Consider the following 25,558-nt stretch of genomic DNA (forward strand, 5'->3'; position numbering starts at 1 on the left):
TGGCAATATGACGACTCTGACAAAAAACACTTAAACGCTGGGCGACACTCTCGTGGCTCAATGATAATCGTTGTAAGGTCTGCCCTTGGCCATTATTCTTTAGCAAGTCAGTATTGAAGGCATTATTTCTTAGTACGTCATTTTTTAAATCATCATTGCTAAGTACATAATCAGGTGGTTTGCACAGCTATCAACACTCGCTAGCTTAAGCTAAAAGTTTTAGAGCCACCATTCAACTTATCCATTTCCCGGTATTTATTTAGCCCCCTACAAATTAACCTAAGTAATGCACTTTTCATTGATCTATTCCGAGCATCCGCTTTTACTCTTCATTACAATCATTCATTACCATACTGTCGTAATCATCTTAGCTGTATATAAGGCACACATCTGATGCAAATCACCGACTTAAAAACCGAACAACAAATACCGCCACTATTGCGCTTAGGCTTTCGACCATTTTTTCTGAGCGGTGCTCTCTTTAGCGTTTTTGCCGTTACTCTTTGGCTATTAATGTATAAGGGTACCATCAGCCTATCCCCATTAGGTGGCGGCTATTGGTGGCATATCCATGAAATGATTTTTGGCTTTGGTGGTGCCATCATTGCCGGATTTTTATTAACAGCAGTGCAAAACTGGACCGGCGCACGAGGCGCTCAAGGAAATACCCTATTAGCCCTATGGCTACTTTGGTTAGCTGGACGTATCTTGCTCATAGTACCTGAGTTGCTGGGCGAAAACTTGAGCAGTTTAATTGACCTAGCCTTTCTGCCCACCGTTGCTTTTGTCTTGGCAAAAGCTATTATTGCCATCAAACAGTACCGTAATTTGTTTTTCGTGCCGCTATTAGCATTATTCACCTTGGCTAATGCACAGATGCACTTAGCCCTACATTATCCAACCAGCTTCAGTATTACTTTTTCTGGTTATGCTGGGGTAATGTTAGTGACATTTTTAATGTCGGTAATGGCGGGGCGTGTTGCTCCTATGTTCACCGCAAACGGTACAAAAACACCCAAAGCAACACCACTACCTTGGTTAGATAAAGCGGCCAATGGTAGTTTATCGATTGCCATGTTCAGTTTGCTATTACAACCAGTCTTTGGTTTTTCAGCACGATTTTTTGGTGTTTTACTCATTATTTCCGGCATATTGCAAACCATACGTTGGTTAAGATGGCGACCTTGGCTCACCTTAAACGTGCCCCTGTTATGGTCTCTACATACCGCGATGAAATTCATTTGTTTTGGTTTACTGCTCTTAGGCTTGAGTTATTTACTGCCTGAGATACCAAGCAAGCATATTTGGCATTTACTTACTATTGGCGGCATGGGTGGTTTGATTTTAGCGATGATTGCCCGAGTTTCTTTAGGCCATACCGGCCGTCCACTAACGCCACCAAAATCGATGGCCATTGCTTTTATTTTAATTAGCTTAGCGGCCTTAGTGCGTACTTTTGGCCCTTGGGGGTTACCCGACAAAACGTTACTCTTTATTGATATCAGTGGCGGTTTATGGATTGGCGCCTTTGCTATTTTTATTTTCGGCTATGCGCCGATGTTAATAAGCGCAAGAAAAGATGGTCGCCCAGGGTAATGTTCGTTGTCTGCAGTTAACATGCTAGTATTAAATGTACTTTTTGGCGTTAATTATTTATAGCCAAATAATTAACGCCCTAAACCTTTGAGTACAATCATGCGCGCGGTATTTTTAGATAAACAAACCTTTAGTTCAACCCTTGATTTTTCTATCATTGAGCAACAATTAACTGAATTAAGCTGTTATGCCAAAACCTCAGCGACTGAGGTCATCAGCCGTTGCCATGATGCAGAGATTATTATTACTAATAAAGTCCCCTTAAGCGCAGAAATCTTAGCCGACTTACCGAAATTGCAGCTAATTTGTATCAGTGCAACGGGTTATAACAATGTTGATATTGTTGCAGCCAAGCGTTTAAATATTGCCGTGACCAATGTCAGTGGTTACGCTGGACCATCCGTTGCTCAATATGTTTTTGCTCAGTTACTCGAGTGTTATCAGCAAACCAACCATCACAATAACAATACTGCACAAGGTTTATGGTCAACAAGCGATGCTTTTTGCTATCACGGCAATAGTTTTAATGAATTGGCCGGTAAAACACTCGGTATTATTGGTTACGGCAATTTAGGTAAAGCCGTTGCCGCGATTGCGCAAGCATTTAATATGCAAGTGCTTATTAGTGAACGACCCAAGACAACGGCTATTCGAGCAGGTCGAGTTGCTTTTGAGCAGGTAATAGCTCAAGCGGATATTATTAGTTTACATTGCCCACAAACTCCTGAAACAGAAAACCTTATTGATGCTAGCGTTTTATCACGGATGAAAAACACCGCAGTACTAGTCAATACGGCCCGCGGCGCATTGGTTGATGAGGTAGCGTTACTAAACGCCTTAAAAAATAAAGAGATAGCTTATGCTATTTTAGATGTTTTAACACAAGAGCCTCCGCCAGCAGACCACCCCTTGCTCAATAGCAAATTAGCGAATTTGAAAATAACTGCCCATATTGCTTGGGCAAGTAATGAAGCCCAACAGCGTCTGATTAATTTATTAGCTGACAATATCATGGCATTTAAACTAGGTAGGCGCTTAAACCGCTTAGACTAATCTAACTCAGCTTAGTCTTTTAATGTCACCCTCAAATTCTCTATTAGAATTCACATGGAAACATAGCTGCAACGTGCTCGCAACTTTGCTATCTTAGGTCTGATGTAAGCAATTAAATGCCTTAAGAAATTCCATGACTAATCAAAAAAATACTATTCGCTATGTGCCGTTAACCTCAGCATATTTTTCACAAGTTATCACCCTAGCTAATCAAGTGCACGGTGAGGGTTATTTGGATAATGACAAACTAGGTCAATGGACTAATAAAGGCATAGTTAAGACAATTAACTGTAGTTTTGTTGCCTTGCTCGATAATAAGCTTATTGGCTTTCGTAGTACTTATTCAGCCAATCAGTGGCCAATAGATCATTGGTGTAGCCCAACGTTATGGCAAGTAGACCGGCAAAAGTGTTGTTACTTTAAATGCAATACCGTCGATGAAAAACACCGCGGCTTAGGCATTGGCAAACAACTACTGCAACTTGCCATTGAAGCTGCAAAACAGCAAGGCGCGCTAGCGGGTATAAGTCATTTATGGCAACAAAGTCCCAATAATAGTGCCGTGTCCTATTTCACTAAATGCGGTGGAAAACTGATAAAGTCTCATCCTGATAGATGGCATGAAGAAAGTAAACAAGGCTATCAGTGCATTTTATGTGGTCATGATTGTCATTGTGACGCCGCAGAGATGATCATTCACTTTGACAATGATTTACTTGAATAATGATTTACTTTGATAACCATTCTCTTTGAGAATAAATGCTCACTTAGTGATTAATTTTATTGATGCCACTAAATAGTATTTTCATCATCATTAAGCTGCTCTTTTAAATGCTTAAAAATATCTTCATTAAATAGCGCTAAACCTTTTCGAGTAAGAATAAAAGATGAGGCGCTACCTACGTCATGGGCAATAAGGTCCTCATGTCGTAAAAAAGCTAGCGTGCCTATATGAGCTGAGCGTTTATCGACATCACTCTCGATGTCGGGAAAAATATCATTAAAGCCAATTTCTGTCGGTGTAGGAAAGTGTTGCGCTAATACGTTCAGTATAACGACAGCTGACTCATCAAATTGGATAAAACTTACATTCATTATTATTCCTGCTGGTGCGATTAAATAACGGCTACTTAAAATATAGCAGACTCACTTCAATTAGAAAGTTGTTAGCGCTCCGCGATAACTTAAGCAATGATTAATAATATTGTTAGCCGTCATTCGTTGTCATCCGGTGAAGTATTCATAGGTAGCTGCCAATTAATCGCGCTAACCTTGCGATGAGTTAACCATACATTTGTTTTAGAGAAATGCTGACAACCATAAAAACCTCGATAGGCCGACAGTGGTGAAGGGTGTGGACCCGCTAACACTAAATGTTTTTCCTGGTTGATGTTTTTTCCTTTTTTGTGGGCATGTGCGCCCCAAAGAATAAAAACACAGCCCTTATTATGGTTATTTAATTCCTCAATAACTTGCTGCGTAAAGCTTTCCCAGCCTAGTTTTGCATGTGAATGAGCATTAGCCTGCTGTACGGTTAACACGGTATTAAGTAATAATACTCCTTGCTTAGCCCAATGCGTTAAACAACCATGTGTTGGCGTAGTAAAACCCTTGATATCCGTAGACAATTCTTTATATATGTTAACCAGTGATGGCGGCACTTTAATCCCTACTGGTACGGAAAAGGCTAAACCATGGGCTTGATCTTTGCCGTGATAAGGATCCTGACCAAGAATAACCACTTTAACATCCGCTAAATCAACGTACTTAAAGGCGTTAAAAACATCCTTTTCTGCTGGGTAAATGGCCATTTCAGCGGTTCTTTGTTTGGCTATTTCTGTCACTAAGTTTTGAAAGTACTCTTGCTTCGCTTCACGGTTAACTAACTGCTGCCATTGGGGTTTGATCATGATTTTTCCTAGAAAGTTAACCTTCACTTTAACAGCTAAAGTTTTACAATTGATACATTAAAAGTAAAAAAGCCATCACCGAGGCGATAGCTTTTATATTTTCCCTTAGTCTTATACCTTAAGTAATGCGACTAGGAATTTTCAAGTAAGTTACTAAGCAACTGTACGGGTTGACCTACTTAACAGGTAGCTGCGTAAATCACTAAAATTCGCCGAGAGATCTTCTGATAAAATAGGCTCGCCGACACAAGCAGCCAACTCTTTTGGTAAACTTATAGGTTGCCCAAGAATACTTTCAACAACTTCTTTAAATTTCGCCGGATGAGCTGTGCCTAAAAATATGCCAAACTCGCCTTCCTCCGCACTGTATTGTAGTGCTTTATAGGCAATAGCTGCATGGGGCTCAGTAATATAACCCAGTTTACTTAACTGAATGATCGCAGACTGGGTTTGCTCTTCATCGATAGATACCGAGCTGACACAACCCTGATCAACAATACCGCTTTTCAGCATATGTTCAACTCGTGGCCAGTTATTCGGGTTACTGACATCCATCGCATTGGAAATAGTTGCCACCGTCTTGTTCACCGTCCATTGCCCTGTTTCAAGGTAACGTGGCACAGTATCATTCATATTAGTTGCGGCAATAAAGCGCTTTATCGGTAAGCCCATAGCTTTGGCAAATAAGCCAGCCGTTAGATTACCAAAGTTACCACTTGGAATAGAGAAAACGATATTGCTTAAATCACTTTTTACCCGTGATAATTGCGCTACTGCTTCAAAGTAATAACACACTTGCGCTATCAGTCGACTAATATTAATGGAGTTGGCGGAGTTTAAACCAATGATATTAGCCAACTCTTTATCATCAAAGGATTGCTTAACTAACGTCTGACAATCATCAAAATCACCATCAATCGCTAATGTTTCAATATTACCGCCTAGGGTAGTAAACATCTTCTCTTGTAGTAAGCTGATTTTCCCCTTGGGGTACATAATAACCACACGAATGTTATCAATGCCGTGAAAAGCATGAGCAACGGCTGCCCCGGTATCTCCTGAGGTCGCCGTTAAAATGGTTAAAGGCTTAGTTTTACCACTTGCTTTCGTATCCTTGGCAATAAATACTTGTAAACATTTCGCCATAAAGCGCGCGCCAAAGTCTTTAAACGCTAATGTTGGACCATGGAATAACTCTAAAACTGCCCGTTCCGGACTAATAGGTTGTAATAGAGCCGGAAAATTAAAAGCATCCGTAATAATGTCAGTTAATTGACTTGTGTTTAAGTCTTCGCCAACAAAAGGTTGCATGATTTTAACACTACGCTCAACTAAAGGTAGTGCCAGCAGCTCTTCAATATTATCAAATTTAGGTATAGCAGTTGGGAAAAATAAGCCCTGATTTTTACCTAATCCTTGTTTTACCGCTTGTGCGAAACTTACCTGTTCGTCATTTTCTTTTAAATTATAATATTTCACTGTCATTCCTAATAATCTGTTTACTAAATTGTTTAGCTTTACTATTTAGATATGATTAATGCCAATCGTTTTTTAATACCTAAGCTAAAGCTCAGTTGCACCAACATTATCTACTTTACATACGTGGACAAAGCCTAGTGCGGTTTGTAAATAATTATCTTGTAACCATAGAGCAAATTTCTGCGCTTGTTGTTCGCTATCACAAACACAAAATAGTGTTGGCCCTGAGCCTGAAATGCCAACAGCTAAGGCGCCTTGTGCGGTCAAATAGTCGCGAGATGCTTGATACCTTGGTAACAAATCTGTGCGATATGGCTCAGCAACGACATCGGTTAGTACCGCAAAGGCTTGGCTCTTATCTTGACGATGACAGGCATCGACAAAGGTTGCTAAATTTTGACCAAAACTGATCAAGTCACTACGACTATATTCAGTCGGTAAGACCTCCCTGGCCGCTTTAGTTGATACTTCAATGCCTGGATAGGCCATAACATAGAAGCAATCATCAAAGCTTGGTAAAAGGCGCGAAATGACGTTTTCATCGGGAACCATTAATTGCAAGCCACCTAAATAACAAGGTGCAACATTGTCGTAATGTACGCTGCCACTAATTTTCGCTTCCATTTGCCCAGTCATTTTTAATAAAACATTTTTAGCAAAGCTAAAACCCTGATATTTTGCATAAAAAGTATTTAATGCTACCAGTGCGGCAACAACAGAACAGGCACTTGAGCCTAAACCACTGCCAACTGGCATTTTTTTATCTAAGGTTAGCGCAACAAAAACAGGGCTTTGCTCAGCCTTGAGTAATTGCTCATTAAAAATTAATAAACATGACCAAACAATATTATCTTCTTTCTTACTAGGCAGCTTAGCGGCAAATTCACCCATAACCGTTAAGCTGTTGGCTGCTGTTGTCGCCGATACGGTAACCACATCGCCTAATAAGGTGCCATCTATTGGTTTGACTGCTAGCCCTAAGACATCAAAACCGACACTAAGATTACCTATAGAGGCCGGTGCAAATACCGAAATACTGGTGTTATGAATAGACATTAGTGTTGTTGTTCCCAAGTTAAAGTTCTTAATAAATCACCAAAAATACCGGCGGCAGTTACTGCTGCGCCTGCGCCGTAACCACGTAAAACAAACGGTAACGGTTGGTAATAGCGACTATGTATAGCTAAAGCATTTTCCCCGTCTTTAATGCCATATAAGGGGTGTTCAATACCAACGGCTTCGATTGATACTTGGCATTTTCCAGCCACTATATTGCCGATGTAACGTAGTACTTTACCTGACGCTTTAGCACTGGCTACACGCTCGGAAAAGCCACTATCCAGTTTGCTTAAGTTAGCCATAAACTCACTGACATTACCACTATCATCAAAATCACTAGGTAATACTGATTCTATGGTGATATCAGATAACTCTAATGGCATACCTGCTTCACGGGCCATGATTAATAGTTTACGTGCGACATCCAGTCCACTTAAATCATCACGCGGATCTGGCTCGGTAAAACCATTTTTCTTGGCAATAGCGGTAGCCTCTGATAACGACATTCCCTCTTCAAGCTTACCAAATATATAAGATAATGAACCTGATAATATCCCTTCAAAGCGTTGTAGTTCATCACCTGCTTTGATTAAATTTTGTAAGGTATCAATAACAGGTAAACCAGCACCTACCGTGGTTTCATATAAGAAACGGCGGTTCGTTCTCTGTGCAGTAGTGCGCAGCTTTTGGTAATACTCCCATGAATCAGTATTAGCCTTTTTATTAGGGGTAACCACATGAAAGCCTTCCGATAAATAATCTACATAACTCATGGCTAATGCTTCATTAGACGTTGAATCAATAAAGACCGGATTTATCAAATGATTATCACGAACAAACGCTTTCAGGTTCTCAACATTAACGGCTAGTGGTGCCACGGCTTGGGCAACTGCTGCTTGCCAATTATTTAAATCAATACCGTCTTGGTCAAATACCATGCCTTTAGAATTGGCTATACCGTAGATTTTCAAGACGATATTTTGCTTTTTCAAACTCGCTTGTTGACGAGATATTTGCGCGATAAGTTCACTACCAACAACACCACAGCCGACGAGAAAGACATCAATGGTGCGCTGGTGGGAAAAGAAATTCTGATGGCTTACTTTCATGGCATCCATGCATTTTCGCTGTTCCACCACAACAGAAATACTACGCTCAGAAGAGTCTTGCGCTATAGCAATCACATTGACTCGCGCTTGTGCTAATGAACTAAAGAATTTAGCGGCAACGCCGCGTTGGTGATGCATTCCATCGCCCACAAGTGAGACGATTGATAGTTCACCTTTTAACGATAACGGTTCAAGTAAACCATTTAAAAGCTCTAATTCAAATTCATCTTGTAAGCTATGTTTGGCAAGTTCGGCATCACTAGAATAAATACAAAAGCTAATACAATATTCACTAGACGACTGACTTATCATAACCAAAGAGATATTTTCTCTACTCATGGTAGCAAATACACGGCTCGCCATGCCGACCATGCCTTTCATGCCAGGGCCTGAGACATTGACCATGGTTAAGTTATCAAGGTTAGAAATTGCTTTTACCCGTTTTTTCTGGTCATTTTTATTAGAAATTAACGTCCCTGCTGCACTTGGATTACTGGTGTTCTTAATTAAACAAGGAATATGGTATTGCGCGATAGGGCCTATTGTTTTTGGATGTAACACACTAGCACCAAAATAAGACAGCTCCATGGCTTCTTGATAAGACAAATTATCCAGTAATTTAGCTTCTTTTATATAGCGAGGATCGGCATTATAGATACCATCAACATCCGTCCAAATCTCACAACACTCAGCTTGAGCACAAACGGCTAACACCGCGGCAGAATAATCTGAGCCATTACGCCCTAATGTCGTTATTTGTGGTATACCACTATTAATGTCAGCATATACGCCGATAAAGCCAGGCATTAAAGCTACTTGGCTCAATTCAGGGTATTCACTGGAAAATTTCTCTTTTGATAAAACCAAATCGGCCACGGCATTCAGTGATGAGTTATTGGTATATAGGAATTTTTCAGGTGCTAATAGCGAAACTTGTAAGCCATAAGCTTGTAATACGGCATCAAGAATTGCCACGCTTAATCGCTCCCCCGTACTAATAATACGAGCACGGATATGATCAGGGCAATAGGTTAGTAAGGTCGCCCCTCGCATATAGCGTTCCAGTTGCTGTTCATAGTTGGTTAATGCTTGCTGACAATGTTGGTTATTGAAATTAGTAATACTTGCGGATAAGTCATCAATAATGGTGGTTATTGCGCGTTTAAAGTGACCTAAGTCAGTTACCATTTTTGCTTCATCGCTAATATTTTCAGCCATGGCAACTAAGTGATTGGTAACACCTTGTGGTGCAGAGACTACTATCGCAAGTTTGGAAGATTTACTTTGCTCTTTGATAATATCGGCAACTTGGCGAAAGCGCTCAGCCGAAGCTAATGATGAGCCACCAAATTTAAGTACACGCATGTTTTGTCCTTTGTAAAGAAATAATGAAGTGGTTAGCTCTGTTGTCAGCTTGGCTATAAACAGTCAATTGATATTAGAGTTAAAGCTCTTCATCGTAAACATAAAAAAAGCCCGTAACCTTTTCAGGTCACGGGCTTCGATAAAATTTAACTTTTTTACACCTTAGCCAGCGACCGCCATCCCAGAGAGGGTGGTGGTGGTAATAATAGTAAGCATAATAATAATGTGGCTGTTGTTTATTTTCATAACCTTAAAGTGCCTTAAGTTACGATATCTGTCAATCTTTAATAACAAAAAATATTAAATAAAAAATTATAAATTATGCATAAAGATTATATTTTATGCATAAAGATTTATTTTTAGCTTAATATTTGCATAAAATATCTAGCTGCGGCCTAAATTAAGCTTTAGTCCGAGAAAAACTAGTGACAAAATCGGCACTACATACTTTATTTCGCCCCTCAGCTTTCGCTTGATATAAAGCTAAATCGGCTTGCGTGATCAACTCTTCATAACGAGAGGCATCGTCACTAAGCTCGGCAACGCCCAAACTCACCGTGACCTTGATAACCTCACCATTATAATTTAAAGATGCGGCAGCGATACTAGTGCAAATACGTTGACCAAGCTCCATCGCGCCAGTTAAATGTGTTTCTGGTAAAATAATGGCAAACTCTTCACCACCATAACGACCAAAAGTGTCTTCAACCCTTAATAAAGAGGTGACTAAGGCACTGATTTCGATTAACACCATATCGCCACATTGATGACCATAATTATCATTGAGCAATTTGAAGTGATCTAAATCCAGCATAATCAGCGATAATTTTTTATTATGTCGGCGTGATTTTGCATACTCTTGTGCCAGTGATTCTTGCCAATGTCTACGATTATATATTTGAGTTAAACCATCAATGCGGCTCATTTGAGCCAGCTCTTCTAAGGTCTTTTGTAACTGACCTTGATAATGACAAACATCGGTTACATCTTCGATTAAGATACAGATATACTTTTGTGCACAATCCGTTTCTATCGGTAGAAAAGTACAATTTTGTGCCATAAACTCACTATCTGTGGTGATTGGGCGAGTATGAGGCAATTCGAATAAGTGATGTCTTTGTTGCCAAGAACAAAAACTGGGGGTATTTAATTGTAAAACGGAGGTCAACTTTCGGGTTAACCAGCGTTCAGGCAACTCGGGGAAAATAGTGAATATCGATTGACCAATTATACGCGCAGTATCTTTATCGGTATGTACTTGCAGAAAACGATTCCACATCACAATATTAAATTCATCATCTACCACCAAAAACCCGGTATTTAACTGGTTGGCAATTTGGCTATTTATTTGTTTAAGCATTGACTCAGTTAACATAGGTTCCCCCTACGCTCTTTAGATGAGTTAAGGCATTAGGGTCTAACATCATAAGTCTGCCAAGATCCGGTCAAGTACATTTTTGATATTCAATATTGCCGTTTCAGGGATCAATAAGATCATATCGCAATTAAAAGAATAATCAGTGACTTGATAATTTATATTTATTTTTAACGCTACGTCCCAATTAAAGGTCATTTGCTGTAAATGATCTAATAAACTATTTTGCACCATGGGCAATAATTTAGGGGCATTATAAGACATTTGGTTATCTATTTGCCGAGCAAACACATTCAAAAATGTCGTTGTTAAAATAGAACTGATATCCATTAATTGTTCATCTTGTGATAACTCATCAGGCTCATAACCAAGTAAATCAGCAATACGACCTGAATCTTCTTCTTGATAAGAAAGCAGAGCCTCACCACGTATGCCTTCATAGCCAAAGAAACCTTGGCTCACTACGGCCATGGTATTTTGCTGCTGACTTAGAGTTTGTATTAAACCTTTTGCATCAACGCTTTCAATGCTTGGCACTTTCAAATAAACAAAGGTGTCCAGATAGCGAGCAAGTTGGTCACTTGCTTGACCCATAGCAATATTAATGAGCTCTTGCAGACAGTCTTGCTGATCTTCAGTTAGGTGAAATTCACTCATAAAAGACCATGCTGTTGCAAATGATTGAGTAAAATGTCTGCATTGACTGGCTTACGCATAAACTCCTTTGCCCCCAAGGCTTTCACCTTAGCTTGCATTGCGGGTTGGATATCAGCAGAAATAACAAAAACACTGCAGTTTAGCTTTAATTTTTGAATACCTTGCAAGACACCAATGCCATCAATACCCGGCATAGTGAGATCAAGAAAGAGTACTTCAATATTGTTATCACGCAAAATAGTTAGGGCTTCAGCGCCATTGCTTGCCGTTTGAACTGAAGTTTTCCATTGTTCGGGTAATATTCTAAGCACTTGCTTTCTAGCCATATTAGAATCATCACAAATTAGTACAGACGGACTCATATAGGAAAGGACCTTAATTATATTATATTATATTATTTATTTTGTTAGCGATAATTTACCCTAAAAATAAGCAATTGTTAATCAACAATTGCTTTTATTTAGGCTACTGAGTCAATAAGGGTAAAATTAGCAGGATAACGTAAGGGTATAAATACCCATGTTACTGCAAAATACAGGATTAAGCTGGAATTTGAAACGACTTTAGGCAAGGCATTGATTGAAGAGAATAGTTATTCTATTGTCGAAGTCAATAACGCTGCATAAAGCGTTTATAAACCAGCCCTACGGGGATGCCTGAACAAATAATGCATCTTCATTGCCTAGTTTCATTAAGAACGCTGCATATGCAGCTTAATAGAGAATGCAGGAGCATATTCTCCTGAACGACCCTTAATAAAAGAGGCGCCTTGATCATGGATCGCTCTGGTATCCTGAAACAAGCATTTTGAGGTAGCATGGCTATAGCCATGCCACGACAAATAGCATGAGCAGCTAATGAAATTAAGCGCTATTAAGCTCTATTAAGCTCTACTTTAAAATGTATAGATCTTAGCGTCAGTTTTAGACTAACCGCCAACAAGAAATGATGCACAAGCAAGAGAAAACATTGCTGAGCTGCTATAAACCGTAATAATTGTAATACTATGTTTAATGCTAAATAAATTAATTTTCATCACAATGCCTTTTCAAATTTAAATAAAAAGAGTAAAGATAGTTAGTGAAACTAATTGTAATGTATGGCGGTGTAAAAGAGTGTAGTTAAAGGTTGGTTATTTGTCTAAGTTTGTTGTTGACATCATGTGACTTTTCCCGTTTTGTCTCATTTACCCCGGGTTTTGCCAGTATAGTTGTGATTGATGATGACTAAGCCATTGCTTTGATTGCTGATAACTAGGACAGTGTTGCTCAACCAATTGCCAAAAGCCTTTAGAGTGATCAAGGAATGTTAAGTGGCATAATTCATGGACAATAACATAATCAATGACAAATACCGGTGTCATCATTAACAAGTAATTAAAGCTGACTTCATCTCGATTATTACAACTGCCCCACCGGGCACGATATTGGCGAATATTAACTTTTTTTGGAATTAAAGCCGTTTGCTCACTTATAACGTCAAGGCGCTGAATGATAAGTCTTTCAGCTTGCTGCTTAAAATAACCTTCCAGTTGTTTTTTAACCTGTTTAGTTATGGCTCGAGTCCCTGTTAGTTTGGCGTTGACTCTATGGCTAATAACAACATTAAGTTGTCTGGGCGCTAAGGGCTGCCCGCTTAATACGGTGACGTCAGTTGCTAAGTTATCATTAAAAAAAACCTGAGCTTGTTTTGCTTGATATATATTTAGGCTTACTAACTCACCTAAAAAAAGTAAATTTGAGCCTTGGCTAAAGTCACAAAAATTTACTAGCTTTTGTTGCTCAATTAACTTTGCTTGCAACCAAGCGGACTTGTCTTGGATAAAAGTGTCAATAAAAGCTAATTTAACATAATAAGGCGCACGTACAGTCACCCGACCATACTTAACTTGTAAGCTAAGTGTCTTTCTACGCTTACTGCGGATAAGTTGATATTCAAGCATAGAAAACTAACCACAACACCTTATCATTGATTACCTGACTTCATTTTACTCGCTAGTACTTACTTTAGTTTTACTTTTTTTAGCTTTAACGGTATTTTTTTTATCTGCCTTGGCATCAATCACTTCGTCAATGGGCGCAGCCGCTACTTTTTCACTGGACTTGCTAACGGCTTTAGTCGGTTTTTTAGCCAATAAGGCGACAAGGACCTCCTCTCTATGTTGCGCTAAATAAATGCTTAATTCTTCATTGACACTATCACTTAACTCTACTGGTGATTGAGAGAACATTTGGCTTAAGTTATCAGCCATGTCCAACATTTTATCATATTCATCTGCTGATTTTTTATCCATAAATGTTTTCGCCTCTACCCCGTTTCTAATCACTACAAACCGACTTTCAACTGCCATTAGTTTTCCCCATTCCTAAATTTGAGCTCAATAAAGGCTCGCTACATCGTTACTAAATTAATGCCAAGTACATTAAATTAACGTCTATCCAGATTATTTTATTTAACCACAATAACACAGTAGCAATAACAACTGTATATAAAAACAGTCGACAGTCTTTTTAACAAGACAATTGTAGCTAGCCTAGGTCAATTACCGTGAGTTCAATCACACCTACAGCAAGTTTCGTATGTCAAAACATCACAAAATGTAAAGATTAATGTCAGTACTATACAAGGAATATTGTTGAATAAACAAGCAATCAATCACTTAGCAAATTTCCATCATTAAACCCTTGGTTTTTGCTTACATTATCTGGACGAATGGTTACAACTTTTAACTAAAAACAGTCCACTATTATGTTGTGCCTTGCATAGCTAGGCATATAAAACACTAACGAATTATAAAAACACTTTGGAGAATTATTATGACTACGATTAAAAAAACCCTAGTAGCTCTTGCTGCCGCTTTACCCCTGTTAGCTATCAGTTTGCCTAGCCAAGCGGCAATGTCACCTTATATGGAAAAAGCCCTTATTGATGTTTGTAAAGCAGCGAAAAGTAACAGCATTATGAAACTGAAAGGCACCACTAAGTCATATCGCTTACAAACTAAAACCGTCGCATTAAAATTAATGTGTAATGGTCAAGACGTGATAAGTTTTGCTGAAAGTTATGGCGCTGATAAAACAGCAACTAGACTGCAAAGAAGTATTGGTAATGTCAGTATTACCGATGTTGCTGCATTATCAAAAGTTAAAGTAACCTTTTAAGGTGACGGCTAAATAAGAACGCTCAACAGGATATTCTTGAGCGTTCATATTTACTGTTAATATCCTACCTAGTCACCAAATACCTTCTCAAACCAAGATCGCGTATCTACTTTTTCTTGTAAACATTGCTTGGACGTTATGATTCCTGCACGAACAGCAGGATAAATCACGGTATTGGCACAGTCATCGGTAACGGCATTACCCGTTTGTTGTTCAAATAACGTGATGACTATGCCTGCCGGTTTTTCTGAAATTCTATTGACTACGCCTTGTTTTTTCATAAAATCTGCGAATAACGTTAGCGCACCGCTACTTCCTGTTAATCCTGTTGGTGCGTTATTATCTTTTCCTAACCAGGTAGTGACTAAGAGGCGGTTATCATAGCCAACAAACCAACTATCTCGTAAGGCGTTACTGGTACCCGTTTTCCCCGCGACCTTGTTATTATTCAAACGCCAAGTCAGTGACTTAGCAGTGCCTATTTGAGTAACTTGTGTTAAGGCATAATCAAGTAAATAAGCGGTATTACTCGATAAACGCTGCTCACTTAATTGCTGCTGTTGCCATAAAATTTCATTGTTGGCAGACAGGATTTTGGTGATGGTATGGCTCTTTTGAGCATAACCTTTAGCCGCAATCGTTAAATATAATTGGTTAACGTCCAATGGTGACATATTAATTGCGCCTAATAAGACCGATGGGCGCATTTGCAGTTTATGTTGAAAACCTAAGGCTTTAATAGCATCCGCAACGTTATCTAAACCCAAGCTCATACCAAGATTAATCGTTGGTATATTCAGGGAGTATACCAAGCCCTCAATTAATGAAACTTGCCCTCGATATTTGCCATCATAATTTTTTGGCTGCCACTTGTTACCTGAGCCACTTTTTAAGGTTATCGCCTTATCATCAAGAATAGTGGCAAAATTATATTGGTGGAAACGCTCTAATGCCGCGGCATAAATTACCGGTTTAATTAAAGAGCCAATATGTCGCTTCGCGTTAAGTGCACGATTAAAGCCCGCATAGCCACTTTCCCTACCGCCAACCAATGCTCTAATTTCGCCACTAGCAATATCAGTGACTACCATTGCTACCTCTAAACCACTTTGTTTATATTGTCGTTCTAAGCGTGGTAACTGCTGGGCAACACTTTGTTCTAATAACTGCTGACTGCGATGTGAGAAGCCAGTAAAAACTTTAATGCCTGATTTTTGGGTAAAGCTTGACAGATGCTGGTTTAGCTCAGCATTAACAAGTTGTAAATAAGCGGGATAATTTTTTTTAGCTAAACGCCTATTAGGCCTAATAGACAAAGAAGACTCCGCCGCTTGTTCAAAATCAACCAGTGATAATAAATGCTGTTCAAACATTAACCTTAAGACCAGATCACGGCGTTCTATCGCACGTTCAGGGTGACGCCAAGGATCGTAGTAACTTGGCCCTTTAACTTGGGCTACCAATAAGGCCATTTGAGCATTCGTTAATTCATTAATGGCTTTGCCAAAATAGAACTTTGCGGCCAAACCAAAACCATAAACACCATTGGCATAATTCTGCCCTAAATAGACTTCATTAATGTAGGCTTCTAATAATTGGTCTTTGCTGTACCTAAATTCTAAAATTAACGCCATCAGTGCTTCTTTAATTTTTCGAGAAATTGTGCGTTCTCGATTAAGAAACATATTTTTCGCCAACTGCTGGGTTAAGGTACTACCACCTTGTACGGTACGCCCGGCTCGAATATTGTTAATAAGAGCACGAATAATACCTAGCGGTGAAACCCCATGATGGTGATAAAAACCTCGGTCTTCAATTAATAATAAGGTATCGATTAGCTGACTGGGCACCTCTTCAAGGGCAACCAGGACACGATCTTCCTTATTGTCAGGTACTAAACGCGCCAATAACTGAGGCTCAAGTGTTAACTCTGCCACGGCTTGTTGATCGACACTTAAGGCCACCACAATATCACTGACAACTTCCACCATTAATTGCTGGCCATGATTTACGCTATCAACAAAATCAAATGGACGCTGAAAAATTACCAACTGCTTGGTAGATAAGGAAAACTGCCCAACTCTAGTGACATAATTGACTTTGTTATAGCCATTAATGATGAGTGACTCGGCTAGCTCGGCAAGGTTGGCGCGTTCCCCCAGTTGTAACTGTTGTAGTTGGCCATAAACTTGTACTGGCACATGCCAGCGCTGTCCTTCGAAGGTTTTTCTTATCTTAGCATCAAGGTAAATTGAAAAAATCCCTAGGGTAAAAATGAGGGCAATCATTAATTTACCTAAGGTGATGCCTACTCGCGCTAATATTGAGCTTTTTTTCCCTGATGAGGTGCTACGTTTTTTGACTTTATTTTTTGACATTATGTTCGATATGCTTAGTTATTTAACCTAGTGATGTAATCGGGTTATTCTTTTATATGGCGTTTAGTTTTATTGGTGGCCTTAGCATTGGCAGGATCGTCCGGCCAATAATGCCTAGGATAACGGCTTTTCATATCTTTTTGCACTGCTTGATAACTGCCAGACCAAAATTTAACTAAATCTTGTGTTACTTGAATAGGGCGTTGCGCAGGAGAAAGCAATTCTAATAACAGCGGAATGCCTTGTTTTTGTTCATTTACCCCCACTAACACACCTATATTCGGCGTTTGTGTTAAGCCATAGAGCTCCTGCATAGGCAGTGAAACTTTTGGCGAACGCTCCAAATCATAGCTAATGGGACAGTGACGCCCAGTGGGGCCAATATAAACAGGTGGCGCCGCTTGTTTTAATATTTTTTGCCCTTGATAGTTAAGTAAAGATAATAACATTGCTGATAAGTCTAGCTTAGCTAGTTGTGCTTTCGTTTTTATATCACCAACAAAAGGAGCAAACCAAATTGCTAGCTCAGCTAATAAGTTATGGTCATCGATAGGGGCTAAATTATATTCTGGAAAGTACTTATTTAACCATTGCCAACGTGATTTTAGTGCTAAATCTTTACCCTGCCAAGGTAAAAAACCCAGGCCTTTTTTTCTGATTAGATCACACCACATGTCACTAATGCTTTCCGACGTTACTGCTTGTTTTAAAGGCAGATCTGATAACACAATGGCGCCTAATAATATTTGCTGTCGCGTTATTATCCTACCGCTCTTACCATCAAATTTGGCTATATTTTGCTGTTTAATTTGCTTGGAAAAAACCTCAGTAATCTCTACCAAGCTAATATGGCTAGCTAAGCGTACATTGAGCTGACTATCACGCTGCATGGCTTGAGCAATCACAATAAAGTCTTCATTTGCTAACGCGTCTTGCTCATGAACTGAAACCCCTTTACCGTTAACACAGATATAATCGCCATGGTTACCACGAGCCTTGGCCACTCTTTCTGGGTAAGCATAAGCAAGCAGTAGACCTGCTTTTGCTAAATCTAATGAGTGTATGCTAAAGCGTAATTGCACCTGTTGAGCAAGTCGATGGGCTTGTTGTAAAATCCGTGTTAATAATGGGTTTTTATTACTGCCGCCTTTAATAAGTAATTGCAATCGATGGCTTAAATCACAATCGTATTGCGCCTGCGGCCCTAATACATCACGTTCTTCAAGTAATGCCGCGATTAAACAAGCTAAGTGTGTTGCTTGCTGGCCGTGATTTTTTGCCATTAATATCATGTGTGCAAAACGTGGATGACAAGGTAACTTTGATACTTTATCGCCATGTTTGGTCAGTAGATTTTTGCCATCGACAATAGCTAAACTTTGTAATTCTTGCCAAGCTTGCTGCTCCTTAGTGCTACTGGGCAGCTCCAGTAAGGGTAATGCTTTTAAAGCAGAAACGCCCCAACGTGCCGCTTCAATAAGCGTCGGTAAGAGGTCTGCTTGTTGAATATCATTGACACTATGTTGCGGCCTACGCTCAAAATCATCTTTACCATATAAGCGGATACACTGCCCTGGCATTAATCGCCCGGCACGCCCTGCTCTTTGCACCGCTGAAGCTTTTGCTATTTGCTTTTGCATCAACTTATTCATCAAACTACTACTATCGTAAATAGCGACTTTTTCAAGGCCACAATCAATAACCAGATCAATGCCATCAATGGTTAGGGACGTTTCCGCGATATTGGTTGCTAAAACAATTTTCCGCTGGCCATCTTCGCACGGTGCTATTGCTTGTTGTTGTTCCTTTAAGCTCTGCTCACCAAATAAAGGACAAACCTTTACCCCTTCGGCTTGTTCCGCACTTAAACGCTCAACTAAAAAACGAATATCGGCGATGCCAGGTAAAAAAACCAATATTGAACCAATATGGTTGAACATTTTATCTTTAATAACCGCCAAGGCATGCTCACGCCAGCGTAAATGACTCTTAGGTGCTTGATAACTTACTTCAACAGGAAAGCTTCGCCCTTCGCTGCTAAGTAGGTGTGCATCAGGTAACGCTTTACTTAAATACTCAATGTCTAGCGTCGCCGACATCAGCAGTATTTTTAAATCCTCTCGTAACGCTGTTTGTACTTCACGGGTGAGGGCAAAAGCTAAATCTCCTTGCAAACTTCGCTCATGAAATTCATCAAAAATGACTAATGCTGTTCCTGACAGCTCAGCATCATTTTGAATGATTTGGGTTAATATTCCTTCAGTGATCACTTCAAGGCGAGTATTTTTAGATGTTTTACTATCATTGCGTAATCGATAACCAACGGTTTCACCTACTTTTTCATCTAATTGCTTTGCTAAAAAAATGGCTATATTTTTAACGGCTAAACGTCTGGGTTGCAGTAAATAAATTTTTTTATTGGCTAAGCTTGGCAAAGTTAATAACCATAAAGGTAAACACGTTGACTTACCGGCTCCTGGTGGCGCCGATAATATAAGCGTATTTTGCTGCTCAAGAGTTTGGCAAAATTGTTGTTTAATTTCTTCTATGGGTAAAGCAGTAGATACGGCCATTGGTAAAATAAATGATTAAGAAAATGGTCATCATCATAGCAATTATTACTTGCTGGGCATAATAACAATAGAACTAAGTCAATAAGCACATTTATGTGCTGGTTAGAGCTTGTGCCCCCTAAAGTGAGGAAAAAAAATTAGCACAAGTGACAATACCCGAAAAAAAATTGTCCTGGAATGAGAGTAATATTTTAAGCAACACCTTGGCTGGAAATAAGAAATCACCTCAACTGAACACAGTGCCTTTATCTGCCGACTTTATTTAAGTTTTTTAAATGAATAAGCAATACCGGCCAAAGGGTTCTGCTAACAAGCTTTTACTCTTAATTGAGTCGTTTTCTTAGCTAACCGCCCCTTGCTGCAATTTAAATATTTTTATCTCAAATAAAATAAGGTCAAAAAACCTCAATAATTCCTCATTAAAACTTGCAAATAAAATTATATATGCTTACTTGGCAAGGTATTTAAAGGCTGTTATTACTAAACGTCCGCCTTTAATTAATTAGAGATCATCAGAGATGAATAACATGGAATATTCAGCACATGGACGTTATGTTATTGAACAGCAAGATAATATTATGTTGGTAGATGCACAAGGTCCCTTTAATGAAGTGACCGCGGCACAATATCACCAAGATATAAAACTGCTCACCGAAAAAATGACTGGTGAGCCCTGGGGTTCATTAATAACTTTTCGTGGTAACAGTATTTTTACTCCTGAGGCTGAGCAGCAATTATGGGAAACCACACAATATCGACAAAAAAAAGGCATGATTGCTATTGCGGTCGTCATATTAAATAGCACCTATGCCGACACGCAACAAATGCAATTACAACGTATCTACCACAACTGCCAAATAGAGTTTCATGTCTTTAGCGAGAGCGAAAGTGCCGCAACTTGGCTTAATGATTTTATTGAACAAGCTAAGGTATTAAAAAACCGACAAAAAAAAAGAACGCGAGTGAATTAAAAATACTCTGCCAACAATAAACTACGTTATGATGAGCGAAACAACCCGTTAGCTCATTTTAATATGTTACTTCAATTACAACCAGCCAAATTAATTAAGCGTTATAAACGATTTTTAGCCGATATTGAACTTACCAATGGTGAGCAAACAACCATACACTGTGCCAATACCGGTGCGATGAAAGGTTGTGCAGAACCTGGTGATACTGTCTGGTATAGCACTTCAACGAATACTAAACGAAAATACCCTTTTAGCTGGGAGATTACGGTAAGCCAAGATGAGCATTTTATTTGTGTAAACACCTTACGCGCCAACCAATTGGTAGAAGAGGCTTTGCACAAAGGTTTGATTCCTGAGCTAAGCGGCTTTAATTTATTACAGCGAGAAGTTAAATACGGTAATGAAAATAGTCGTATAGATTTTTTAGCCCGCTATAATGATGCCCCAGATACCTACATTGAAGTGAAATCAGTCACCTTATTAGAAAGTGGCCATGGCTACTTCCCCGATGCAGTTACCACTCGCGGTCAAAAACATTTGCGTGAATTAATGGATATGGTCAGCCAAGGACATAAGGCGGTATTACTTTTTGCGGTTTTACATAGTGGCATCAATGACATTGCTGCGGCCGATCATGTTGACCCCAGTTATGCAAAATTACTCCATGAAGCCCAGCAAGCTGGTGTTGAAATAATAGCCTATAAAGCAGAATTTTCCCTCAAAAAAGGAGAGCTAAATATTAGCTTAGATGAAAAGATTCCTTTTATTTCACGATAATGATTGACTGATCCTAGTAAAACTTGCTAAAAAAGCTTGCTCAAAATTTTTAAATAACAGAATAACAATTATCATCGCTATTAACTAGTTGATAAAAATAGACAAATTAATTTATTTTAGCTGGTTTGTTGATTTTTATCATCAGCGACACAATATAGTCCTGATTCATCGGGTCATATATAACATATTCGCACTTACAACAAAGGCGTTCTACCATATAAAACGTGGTATATTAATAAATCGCCTTGGTCTATGTAGCATTGGGAGAATAAGCATGCCAACAAAAAAACACAAGCCATTAGGTATTCTTGCATTAGCGGGCGTTGCTCCATATCAAGAAAAATCTGGCGAAGAGTACATGGATAAGTCTCAACAAGAGCATTTTAAGAAAATTCTAGATGCTTGGCGCGTACAATTACGTGAAGAAGTTGATCGTACCTTAGCGCATATGCAAGACGAAGCAGCAAACTTTCCAGATCCTGTGGATAGAGCGGCGCAAGAAGAAGAGTTCAGTCTTGAATTACGTACACGAGACCGTGAGCGTAAACTTATCAAGAAAATTGAGAAAACCTTACAGTTCATTGAAGATGACGATTTTGGTTTTTGCAATTCTTGTGGTATTGAGATAGGCATTCGTCGTTTAGAAGCCCGTCCTACTGCCAATCTTTGTATTGAATGTAAAACATTAGCTGAAATTAAAGAGCGCCAAATGGCTGGCTAATTTTTAGTTAACACTCTTTCATAGACAAAACTTGCTTAACTTGCATAATAAGCGACCACTGGAGCCGAATAAGGCTCCTCAATACCGTGGTCGCTTTGCTCCATCCCCTTCTGGTTTACTTCATTTTGGTTCCCTTATCGCTGCTCTAGCGAGTTTTCTTGATGCAAAGTCAACTATTAACGATCGTGGCGAGCAAGGTAAATGGCTAATACGCATTGAAGATATTGATCCTCCTCGTGAACAACAAGGTGCCAGCTCAGCAATATTAACAACTCTTGAGGCTTTTGGCCTGCATTGGGATGAAACTGAGCTTTACCAGAGCACACAGAGTCAATATTATCGTGAGATATTATCTAACCTAGCACAACAACAATTAAGCTATTATTGTCAATGTAGCCGGGCGCAAATCAAGGCAATTGGTGGTATATACCAAAGGCATTGCCGTACCGCCAATCATCAAGCTCTAGGCAGCGCTTTAAGACTTGTTAACCAACACGGTTTGCATCGGTTTAATGATATATTTCAAGGTAATGTTGTTGGTGATAACGCCCTAGCCAGTGAAGATTTTATTATTCACCGTAAAGACGGTTTATTTGCCTATCAGCTTGCTGTGGTCGCCGATGATATCGCCCAAAAAATTACTCATGTGGTCAGAGGCTGTGATTTACTCGAACCCACGGCCAGGCAACTAACGCTTTATCAAACCTTAAACGATAGTTTTTTGCCCTGCACCACGCCACAATACGGCCATATCCCGTTAGCAATAAGCCGTGAGGGTTTTAAGCTGAGCAAGCAAAATAAAGCAACGGCAATTGATAATGCCAAACCACAACCTGCACTTATTGCCGCACTAGCATTTTTAGGACAAGCACCTGAGCTTGGTTTGACTGGTGCTAGTGTTGAAGAAATAATTAAATGGGCCATTATCAACTGGCAACGAAGCCGTGTACCCAATAAGGTTGAGATAAACATTGAGTAGCCTGAACACAGAGAATTTTACCCCTACATTAATTCTAAAAATAAAGTAATAAGGAAATATTATGTCGAACAACACAGCAAAGACTATTGTCATTACCGGCGCTAATCGCGGTATCGGATATGCCATGGCTAAAATTTGCCAACAGCGTGGCGATAACGTTTATGCACTGTGCCGACAAAGCTCAGCGCAATTAGATGCGCTTGGAGTTAATGTGGTAGAGCAAGTTGATATTGCCACACAAGCTGGCATCGATAAAGCCGTGTCAGCACTTAGCGGTATTACTATCGATTTATTGATTAACAACGCCGGTATCTTGCGTAACGAACAACTGAGCGAGTTAAATCAACAGACCATTATAGAGCAATTTAAGGTCAACGCTCTAGCACCACTATGCTTGAGCCACGCGTTACTGGGCAACTTATCTTCAGGCAGCAAAATTGCTTTAATCACCTCTAGAATGGGCTCCATCACTGATAATACTTCCGGTGGTCGATATGGTTATCGCATGTCAAAAGCGGCACTCAATATTGCCGCCGTATCATTAGCACGAGACCTTAGTGAAGAAAATATCGCGGTTGGCATCTATCACCCTGGGTATGTACAAACTGAAATGGTTAATAGCGATGGTATATTAAACAATGGCGATATCAGCGCCGATGTCGCAGCACAACGCTTAATCGCCTTGATGGATAACTTAACCATGGCTGATTCTGGTGTATTTAAGCACTCTAATGGTGAAACATTACCTTGGTAGGTTGCGTTTAGAGAAAGAAAAGCGTGCAGTCATTGTCGTGTTTCTTTCTTCACCAAAATTTAGCTGTTTTTTCATGCTATTTACCCCGTCGGTTATTCTCTTTTGCCCTGCACTGTTATATCATTGCGACACTATTTTATGTCTGTATTAAAGGCCTGTGACTATCAAAAGCGTTATAAATTTATGCAAAAGAGTTTTCTCCAGAAAAGTGAGTAAAGCTATCGCGAAAACGACCCCTAAAAAGAACGCAAAAAAAAGCGCCAGTAACAAAAAAAATGTTGTCACTGCATCCTTTGATAATCCCTTGGTTTTCTCTCGAGACCAGCACCCCGTTTCACGTAAATTACTGAGTCCAAATGCACTAAAAGTATTATATCGCTTAAATAAAAGTGGTTTTGATGCTTATCTTGTGGGTGGTGGCGTTCGTGACATCTTATTAGGTTTAAAACCGAAAGATTTTGATATAGCCACTAACGCAACCCCTGATGAAATTAAAGAATTATTTAGGAATTGTCGCTTAATTGGACGACGCTTTCGCTTAGCTCATATTGTTTTTGGCCGCGAAATCATTGAGGTGGCAACCTTTAGAGGCCATCATGACACGGCTTCTGAACAAGAAAAAAATTGCAAAAAAACCTCTAAGCAAAGTGAAGATGGCATGTTATTACGTGACAATATCTACGGCAGCATAGAAGAAGATGCCGAACGTAGAGACTTCACTATAAATGCGCTTTATTACTCCACAAAAGATTTTAAAGTCTATGACTTTGCCAATGGTGTACAAGATGTAAATGATAAAATTATCCGCTTAATTGGCGACCCTGAAACACGTTACCGTGAAGATCCCGTCCGTATGTTGCGAGCGATCCGCTTCGCCACCAAGCTTGATATGACCATGTGTGATGCGACTAAAGCGCCGATTAGAGAGCTGTCTTCATTAATGGCCAATATTCCAGCGGCCCGTTTGTTTGAAGAATTCTTAAAAATGTTTATGTCAGGTAAAGCGGTCGCTAACTTTGAGCAGCTGCGTAGTTATAACTTGTTTGGTTATTTCTTCCCGGCCGTTGAGCAAGCACTTAATCTGGAATCAGAAGAGCAAGCTTTGTTACTCGCCTTTATTCGCTTGGCAATGGAAAATACCGACAAACGTATCAATAACGAGCAACGAGTAACACCAGCTTTTTTATTTGCTGCTATGCTTTGGTACCCCTTACAAAAACATATTCAGCAATTTAAAGTCACCACGCAACTTCCTCCACAAGATATATTCTTTGCCGCCTTAAGTGAAATAATGCCAGAGCAGCAACGCAGTATTGCCATTCCTAAACGTTTTCAAGCGGTCATTAAAGATATTTGGCTCTTGCAAGAAAAATTAAGTCGCCGCGAAGGCAAGCGAGCCTTTAAAACATTTGAACACCCTAAATTTAGAGCTGGTTACGATTTCTTATTATTACGCGCACAAATCGAAGCGACAGCTGAGCTTGTTGAGTTAGCACAGTGGTGGACAGACTTTCAAGAAGTGTCAAATGATGCCCGCATTCAAATGATCAAAGGCGTAAAACTGCCACAAGGCACTAAGCGTAAAAGCCCTAGAAAACGTCGTAAGCCCAGTGCAAAACCGACTGAATGATATTGACCAGC

22 protein-coding genes are annotated in these 25,558 nt (G+C 39.5%); 10 read left to right on the top strand and 12 right to left on the bottom strand.

Features of this window, described 5'->3' with window-relative positions:
- Positions 1–393: 393 nt before the first annotated feature.
- From ASU03_RS14565 to ASU03_RS14575, 3 genes are all read left to right on the top strand, one after another.
- Complete coding sequence (locus ASU03_RS14565) at positions 394–1,596, top strand: NnrS family protein (protein WP_057832522.1); 1,203 nt, start codon at positions 394–396, stop codon at positions 1,594–1,596.
- 99 nt (positions 1,597–1,695) lie between these two features.
- Positions 1,696–2,649, top strand: coding sequence for a D-2-hydroxyacid dehydrogenase (locus ASU03_RS14570; RefSeq protein ID WP_057832523.1), 954 nt, complete (start codon positions 1,696–1,698; stop codon positions 2,647–2,649).
- Positions 2,650–2,782: 133 nt separating this feature from the next.
- Complete coding sequence (locus tag ASU03_RS14575) at positions 2,783–3,373, top strand: GNAT family N-acetyltransferase (protein WP_082627298.1); 591 nt, start codon at positions 2,783–2,785, stop codon at positions 3,371–3,373.
- Positions 3,374–3,441: 68 nt separating this feature from the next.
- Here ASU03_RS14575 and ASU03_RS14580 read toward each other — a convergent pair whose 3' ends face one another.
- From ASU03_RS14580 to ASU03_RS14625, 10 genes are all read right to left on the bottom strand, one after another.
- Positions 3,442–3,744 (bottom strand): hypothetical protein, encoded by a 303-nt coding sequence (locus tag ASU03_RS14580; RefSeq protein WP_057832524.1) that lies wholly within the window; start codon positions 3,742–3,744, stop codon positions 3,442–3,444.
- Positions 3,745–3,863: 119 nt separating this feature from the next.
- A complete protein-coding gene (ung, locus tag ASU03_RS14585; RefSeq protein WP_057832525.1) occupies positions 3,864–4,559 on the bottom strand; it encodes a uracil-DNA glycosylase in 696 nt (231 codons plus the stop codon).
- Between the two features lie 153 nt (positions 4,560–4,712).
- A complete protein-coding gene (thrC, locus tag ASU03_RS14590; protein WP_157465922.1) occupies positions 4,713–6,038 on the bottom strand; it encodes a threonine synthase in 1,326 nt (441 codons plus the stop codon).
- A gap of 84 nt (positions 6,039–6,122) precedes the next feature.
- Positions 6,123–7,094: a homoserine kinase gene (gene thrB / locus ASU03_RS14595; protein WP_057832527.1), complete on the bottom strand. Its 972-nt coding sequence runs from the start codon at positions 7,092–7,094 to the stop codon at positions 6,123–6,125.
- Positions 7,094–9,571, bottom strand: a complete 2,478-nt coding sequence (gene thrA, locus ASU03_RS14600) for a bifunctional aspartate kinase/homoserine dehydrogenase I (protein ID WP_057832528.1) — start codon at positions 9,569–9,571, stop codon at positions 7,094–7,096. The genes thrB and thrA overlap by 1 nt, the downstream gene beginning before the upstream one ends.
- Before the next feature lie 400 nt (positions 9,572–9,971).
- Positions 9,972–10,946, bottom strand: a complete 975-nt coding sequence (locus ASU03_RS14605; RefSeq protein WP_057832529.1) for a GGDEF domain-containing protein — start codon at positions 10,944–10,946, stop codon at positions 9,972–9,974.
- Between the two features lie 48 nt (positions 10,947–10,994).
- The gene (locus tag ASU03_RS14610; protein WP_057832530.1) at positions 10,995–11,603 is read right to left on the bottom strand and encodes a hypothetical protein; all 609 of its coding nucleotides are present in this window, start codon (positions 11,601–11,603) and stop codon (positions 10,995–10,997) included.
- Positions 11,600–11,965: a response regulator gene (locus tag ASU03_RS14615; protein WP_057832531.1), complete on the bottom strand. Its 366-nt coding sequence runs from the start codon at positions 11,963–11,965 to the stop codon at positions 11,600–11,602. The genes ASU03_RS14610 and ASU03_RS14615 overlap by 4 nt, the downstream gene beginning before the upstream one ends.
- 824 nt (positions 11,966–12,789) lie before the next feature.
- Positions 12,790–13,545 (bottom strand): M48 family metallopeptidase, encoded by a 756-nt coding sequence (locus tag ASU03_RS14620; RefSeq protein ID WP_057832532.1) that lies wholly within the window; start codon positions 13,543–13,545, stop codon positions 12,790–12,792.
- A 45-nt stretch (positions 13,546–13,590) separates the two neighbouring features.
- The gene (locus ASU03_RS14625; protein ID WP_057832533.1) at positions 13,591–13,953 is read right to left on the bottom strand and encodes a YebG family protein; all 363 of its coding nucleotides are present in this window, start codon (positions 13,951–13,953) and stop codon (positions 13,591–13,593) included.
- A gap of 466 nt (positions 13,954–14,419) precedes the next feature.
- Here ASU03_RS14625 and ASU03_RS14630 point away from each other — a divergent pair, with 466 nt between their 5' ends.
- A complete protein-coding gene (locus ASU03_RS14630; protein ID WP_057832534.1) occupies positions 14,420–14,764 on the top strand; it encodes a DUF3718 domain-containing protein in 345 nt (114 codons plus the stop codon).
- 68 nt (positions 14,765–14,832) lie between these two features.
- On the opposite strand, the gene mrcB is transcribed toward ASU03_RS14630, so the two are convergent.
- Positions 14,833–17,142 (bottom strand): penicillin-binding protein 1B, encoded by a 2,310-nt coding sequence (gene mrcB / locus ASU03_RS14635; protein ID WP_057832535.1) that lies wholly within the window; start codon positions 17,140–17,142, stop codon positions 14,833–14,835.
- 44 nt (positions 17,143–17,186) lie between these two features.
- Positions 17,187–19,715, bottom strand: coding sequence for an ATP-dependent helicase HrpB (hrpB, locus tag ASU03_RS14640; protein ID WP_057832536.1), 2,529 nt, complete (start codon positions 19,713–19,715; stop codon positions 17,187–17,189).
- Between the two features lie 527 nt (positions 19,716–20,242).
- Between hrpB and ASU03_RS14645 the strand changes: the two genes are divergently transcribed.
- The 6 genes from ASU03_RS14645 to pcnB all read left to right on the top strand — a co-directional run bounded on the left by ASU03_RS14645 (position 20,243) and on the right by pcnB (position 25,547).
- Positions 20,243–20,686, top strand: a complete 444-nt coding sequence (locus ASU03_RS14645; RefSeq protein ID WP_057832537.1) for a hypothetical protein — start codon at positions 20,243–20,245, stop codon at positions 20,684–20,686.
- A 63-nt stretch (positions 20,687–20,749) separates the two neighbouring features.
- Positions 20,750–21,463 (top strand): DNA/RNA nuclease SfsA, encoded by a 714-nt coding sequence (gene sfsA, locus ASU03_RS14650; RefSeq protein ID WP_057832538.1) that lies wholly within the window; start codon positions 20,750–20,752, stop codon positions 21,461–21,463.
- A 274-nt stretch (positions 21,464–21,737) separates the two neighbouring features.
- The gene (gene dksA / locus ASU03_RS14655) at positions 21,738–22,184 is read left to right on the top strand and encodes an RNA polymerase-binding protein DksA (RefSeq protein ID WP_057832539.1); all 447 of its coding nucleotides are present in this window, start codon (positions 21,738–21,740) and stop codon (positions 22,182–22,184) included.
- A gap of 31 nt (positions 22,185–22,215) precedes the next feature.
- Positions 22,216–23,163, top strand: a complete 948-nt coding sequence (gene gluQRS, locus ASU03_RS14660; RefSeq protein ID WP_082627299.1) for a tRNA glutamyl-Q(34) synthetase GluQRS — start codon at positions 22,216–22,218, stop codon at positions 23,161–23,163.
- A 61-nt stretch (positions 23,164–23,224) separates the two neighbouring features.
- Positions 23,225–23,917, top strand: coding sequence for an SDR family oxidoreductase (locus tag ASU03_RS14665; protein ID WP_057832540.1), 693 nt, complete (start codon positions 23,225–23,227; stop codon positions 23,915–23,917).
- 208 nt (positions 23,918–24,125) lie between these two features.
- Entirely contained in the window at positions 24,126–25,547 is a 1,422-nt protein-coding gene (pcnB, locus tag ASU03_RS14670) for a polynucleotide adenylyltransferase PcnB (protein ID WP_082627300.1), read from the top strand.
- Positions 25,548–25,558: the final 11 nt, after the last annotated feature.

Origin of the sequence: Colwellia sp. TT2012 (genome assembly GCF_001440345.1) — a bacterium.
Lineage (GTDB): Bacteria > Pseudomonadota > Gammaproteobacteria > Enterobacterales > Alteromonadaceae > Colwellia.

Excerpts from the sequence above, each read along its gene's own strand:
- ASU03_RS14565 (WP_057832522.1), top strand. The coding sequence starts at position 394 with ATGCAAATCACCGACTTAAAAACCGAACAACAAATACCGCCACTATTG.
- ASU03_RS14570 (WP_057832523.1), top strand. The coding sequence starts at position 1,696 with ATGCGCGCGGTATTTTTAGATAAACAAACCTTTAGTTCAACCCTTGAT.
- ASU03_RS14575 (WP_082627298.1), top strand. The coding sequence starts at position 2,783 with ATGACTAATCAAAAAAATACTATTCGCTATGTGCCGTTAACCTCAGCA.
- ASU03_RS14580 (WP_057832524.1), bottom strand. The coding sequence starts at position 3,744 with ATGAATGTAAGTTTTATCCAATTTGATGAGTCAGCTGTCGTTATACTG.
- ung (WP_057832525.1), bottom strand. The coding sequence starts at position 4,559 with ATGATCAAACCCCAATGGCAGCAGTTAGTTAACCGTGAAGCGAAGCAA.
- thrB (WP_057832527.1), bottom strand. The coding sequence starts at position 7,094 with ATGTCTATTCATAACACCAGTATTTCGGTATTTGCACCGGCCTCTATA.
- thrA (WP_057832528.1), bottom strand. The coding sequence starts at position 9,571 with ATGCGTGTACTTAAATTTGGTGGCTCATCATTAGCTTCGGCTGAGCGC.
- ASU03_RS14605 (WP_057832529.1), bottom strand. The coding sequence starts at position 10,946 with ATGTTAACTGAGTCAATGCTTAAACAAATAAATAGCCAAATTGCCAAC.
- ASU03_RS14610 (WP_057832530.1), bottom strand. The coding sequence starts at position 11,603 with ATGAGTGAATTTCACCTAACTGAAGATCAGCAAGACTGTCTGCAAGAG.
- ASU03_RS14615 (WP_057832531.1), bottom strand. The coding sequence starts at position 11,965 with ATGAGTCCGTCTGTACTAATTTGTGATGATTCTAATATGGCTAGAAAG.
- ASU03_RS14620 (WP_057832532.1), bottom strand. The coding sequence starts at position 13,545 with ATGCTTGAATATCAACTTATCCGCAGTAAGCGTAGAAAGACACTTAGC.
- ASU03_RS14625 (WP_057832533.1), bottom strand. The coding sequence starts at position 13,953 with ATGGCAGTTGAAAGTCGGTTTGTAGTGATTAGAAACGGGGTAGAGGCG.
- ASU03_RS14630 (WP_057832534.1), top strand. The coding sequence starts at position 14,420 with ATGACTACGATTAAAAAAACCCTAGTAGCTCTTGCTGCCGCTTTACCC.
- mrcB (WP_057832535.1), bottom strand. The coding sequence starts at position 17,142 with ATGTCAAAAAATAAAGTCAAAAAACGTAGCACCTCATCAGGGAAAAAA.
- hrpB (WP_057832536.1), bottom strand. The coding sequence starts at position 19,715 with ATGGCCGTATCTACTGCTTTACCCATAGAAGAAATTAAACAACAATTT.
- ASU03_RS14645 (WP_057832537.1), top strand. The coding sequence starts at position 20,243 with ATGGAATATTCAGCACATGGACGTTATGTTATTGAACAGCAAGATAAT.
- sfsA (WP_057832538.1), top strand. The coding sequence starts at position 20,750 with ATGTTACTTCAATTACAACCAGCCAAATTAATTAAGCGTTATAAACGA.
- dksA (WP_057832539.1), top strand. The coding sequence starts at position 21,738 with ATGCCAACAAAAAAACACAAGCCATTAGGTATTCTTGCATTAGCGGGC.
- ASU03_RS14665 (WP_057832540.1), top strand. The coding sequence starts at position 23,225 with ATGTCGAACAACACAGCAAAGACTATTGTCATTACCGGCGCTAATCGC.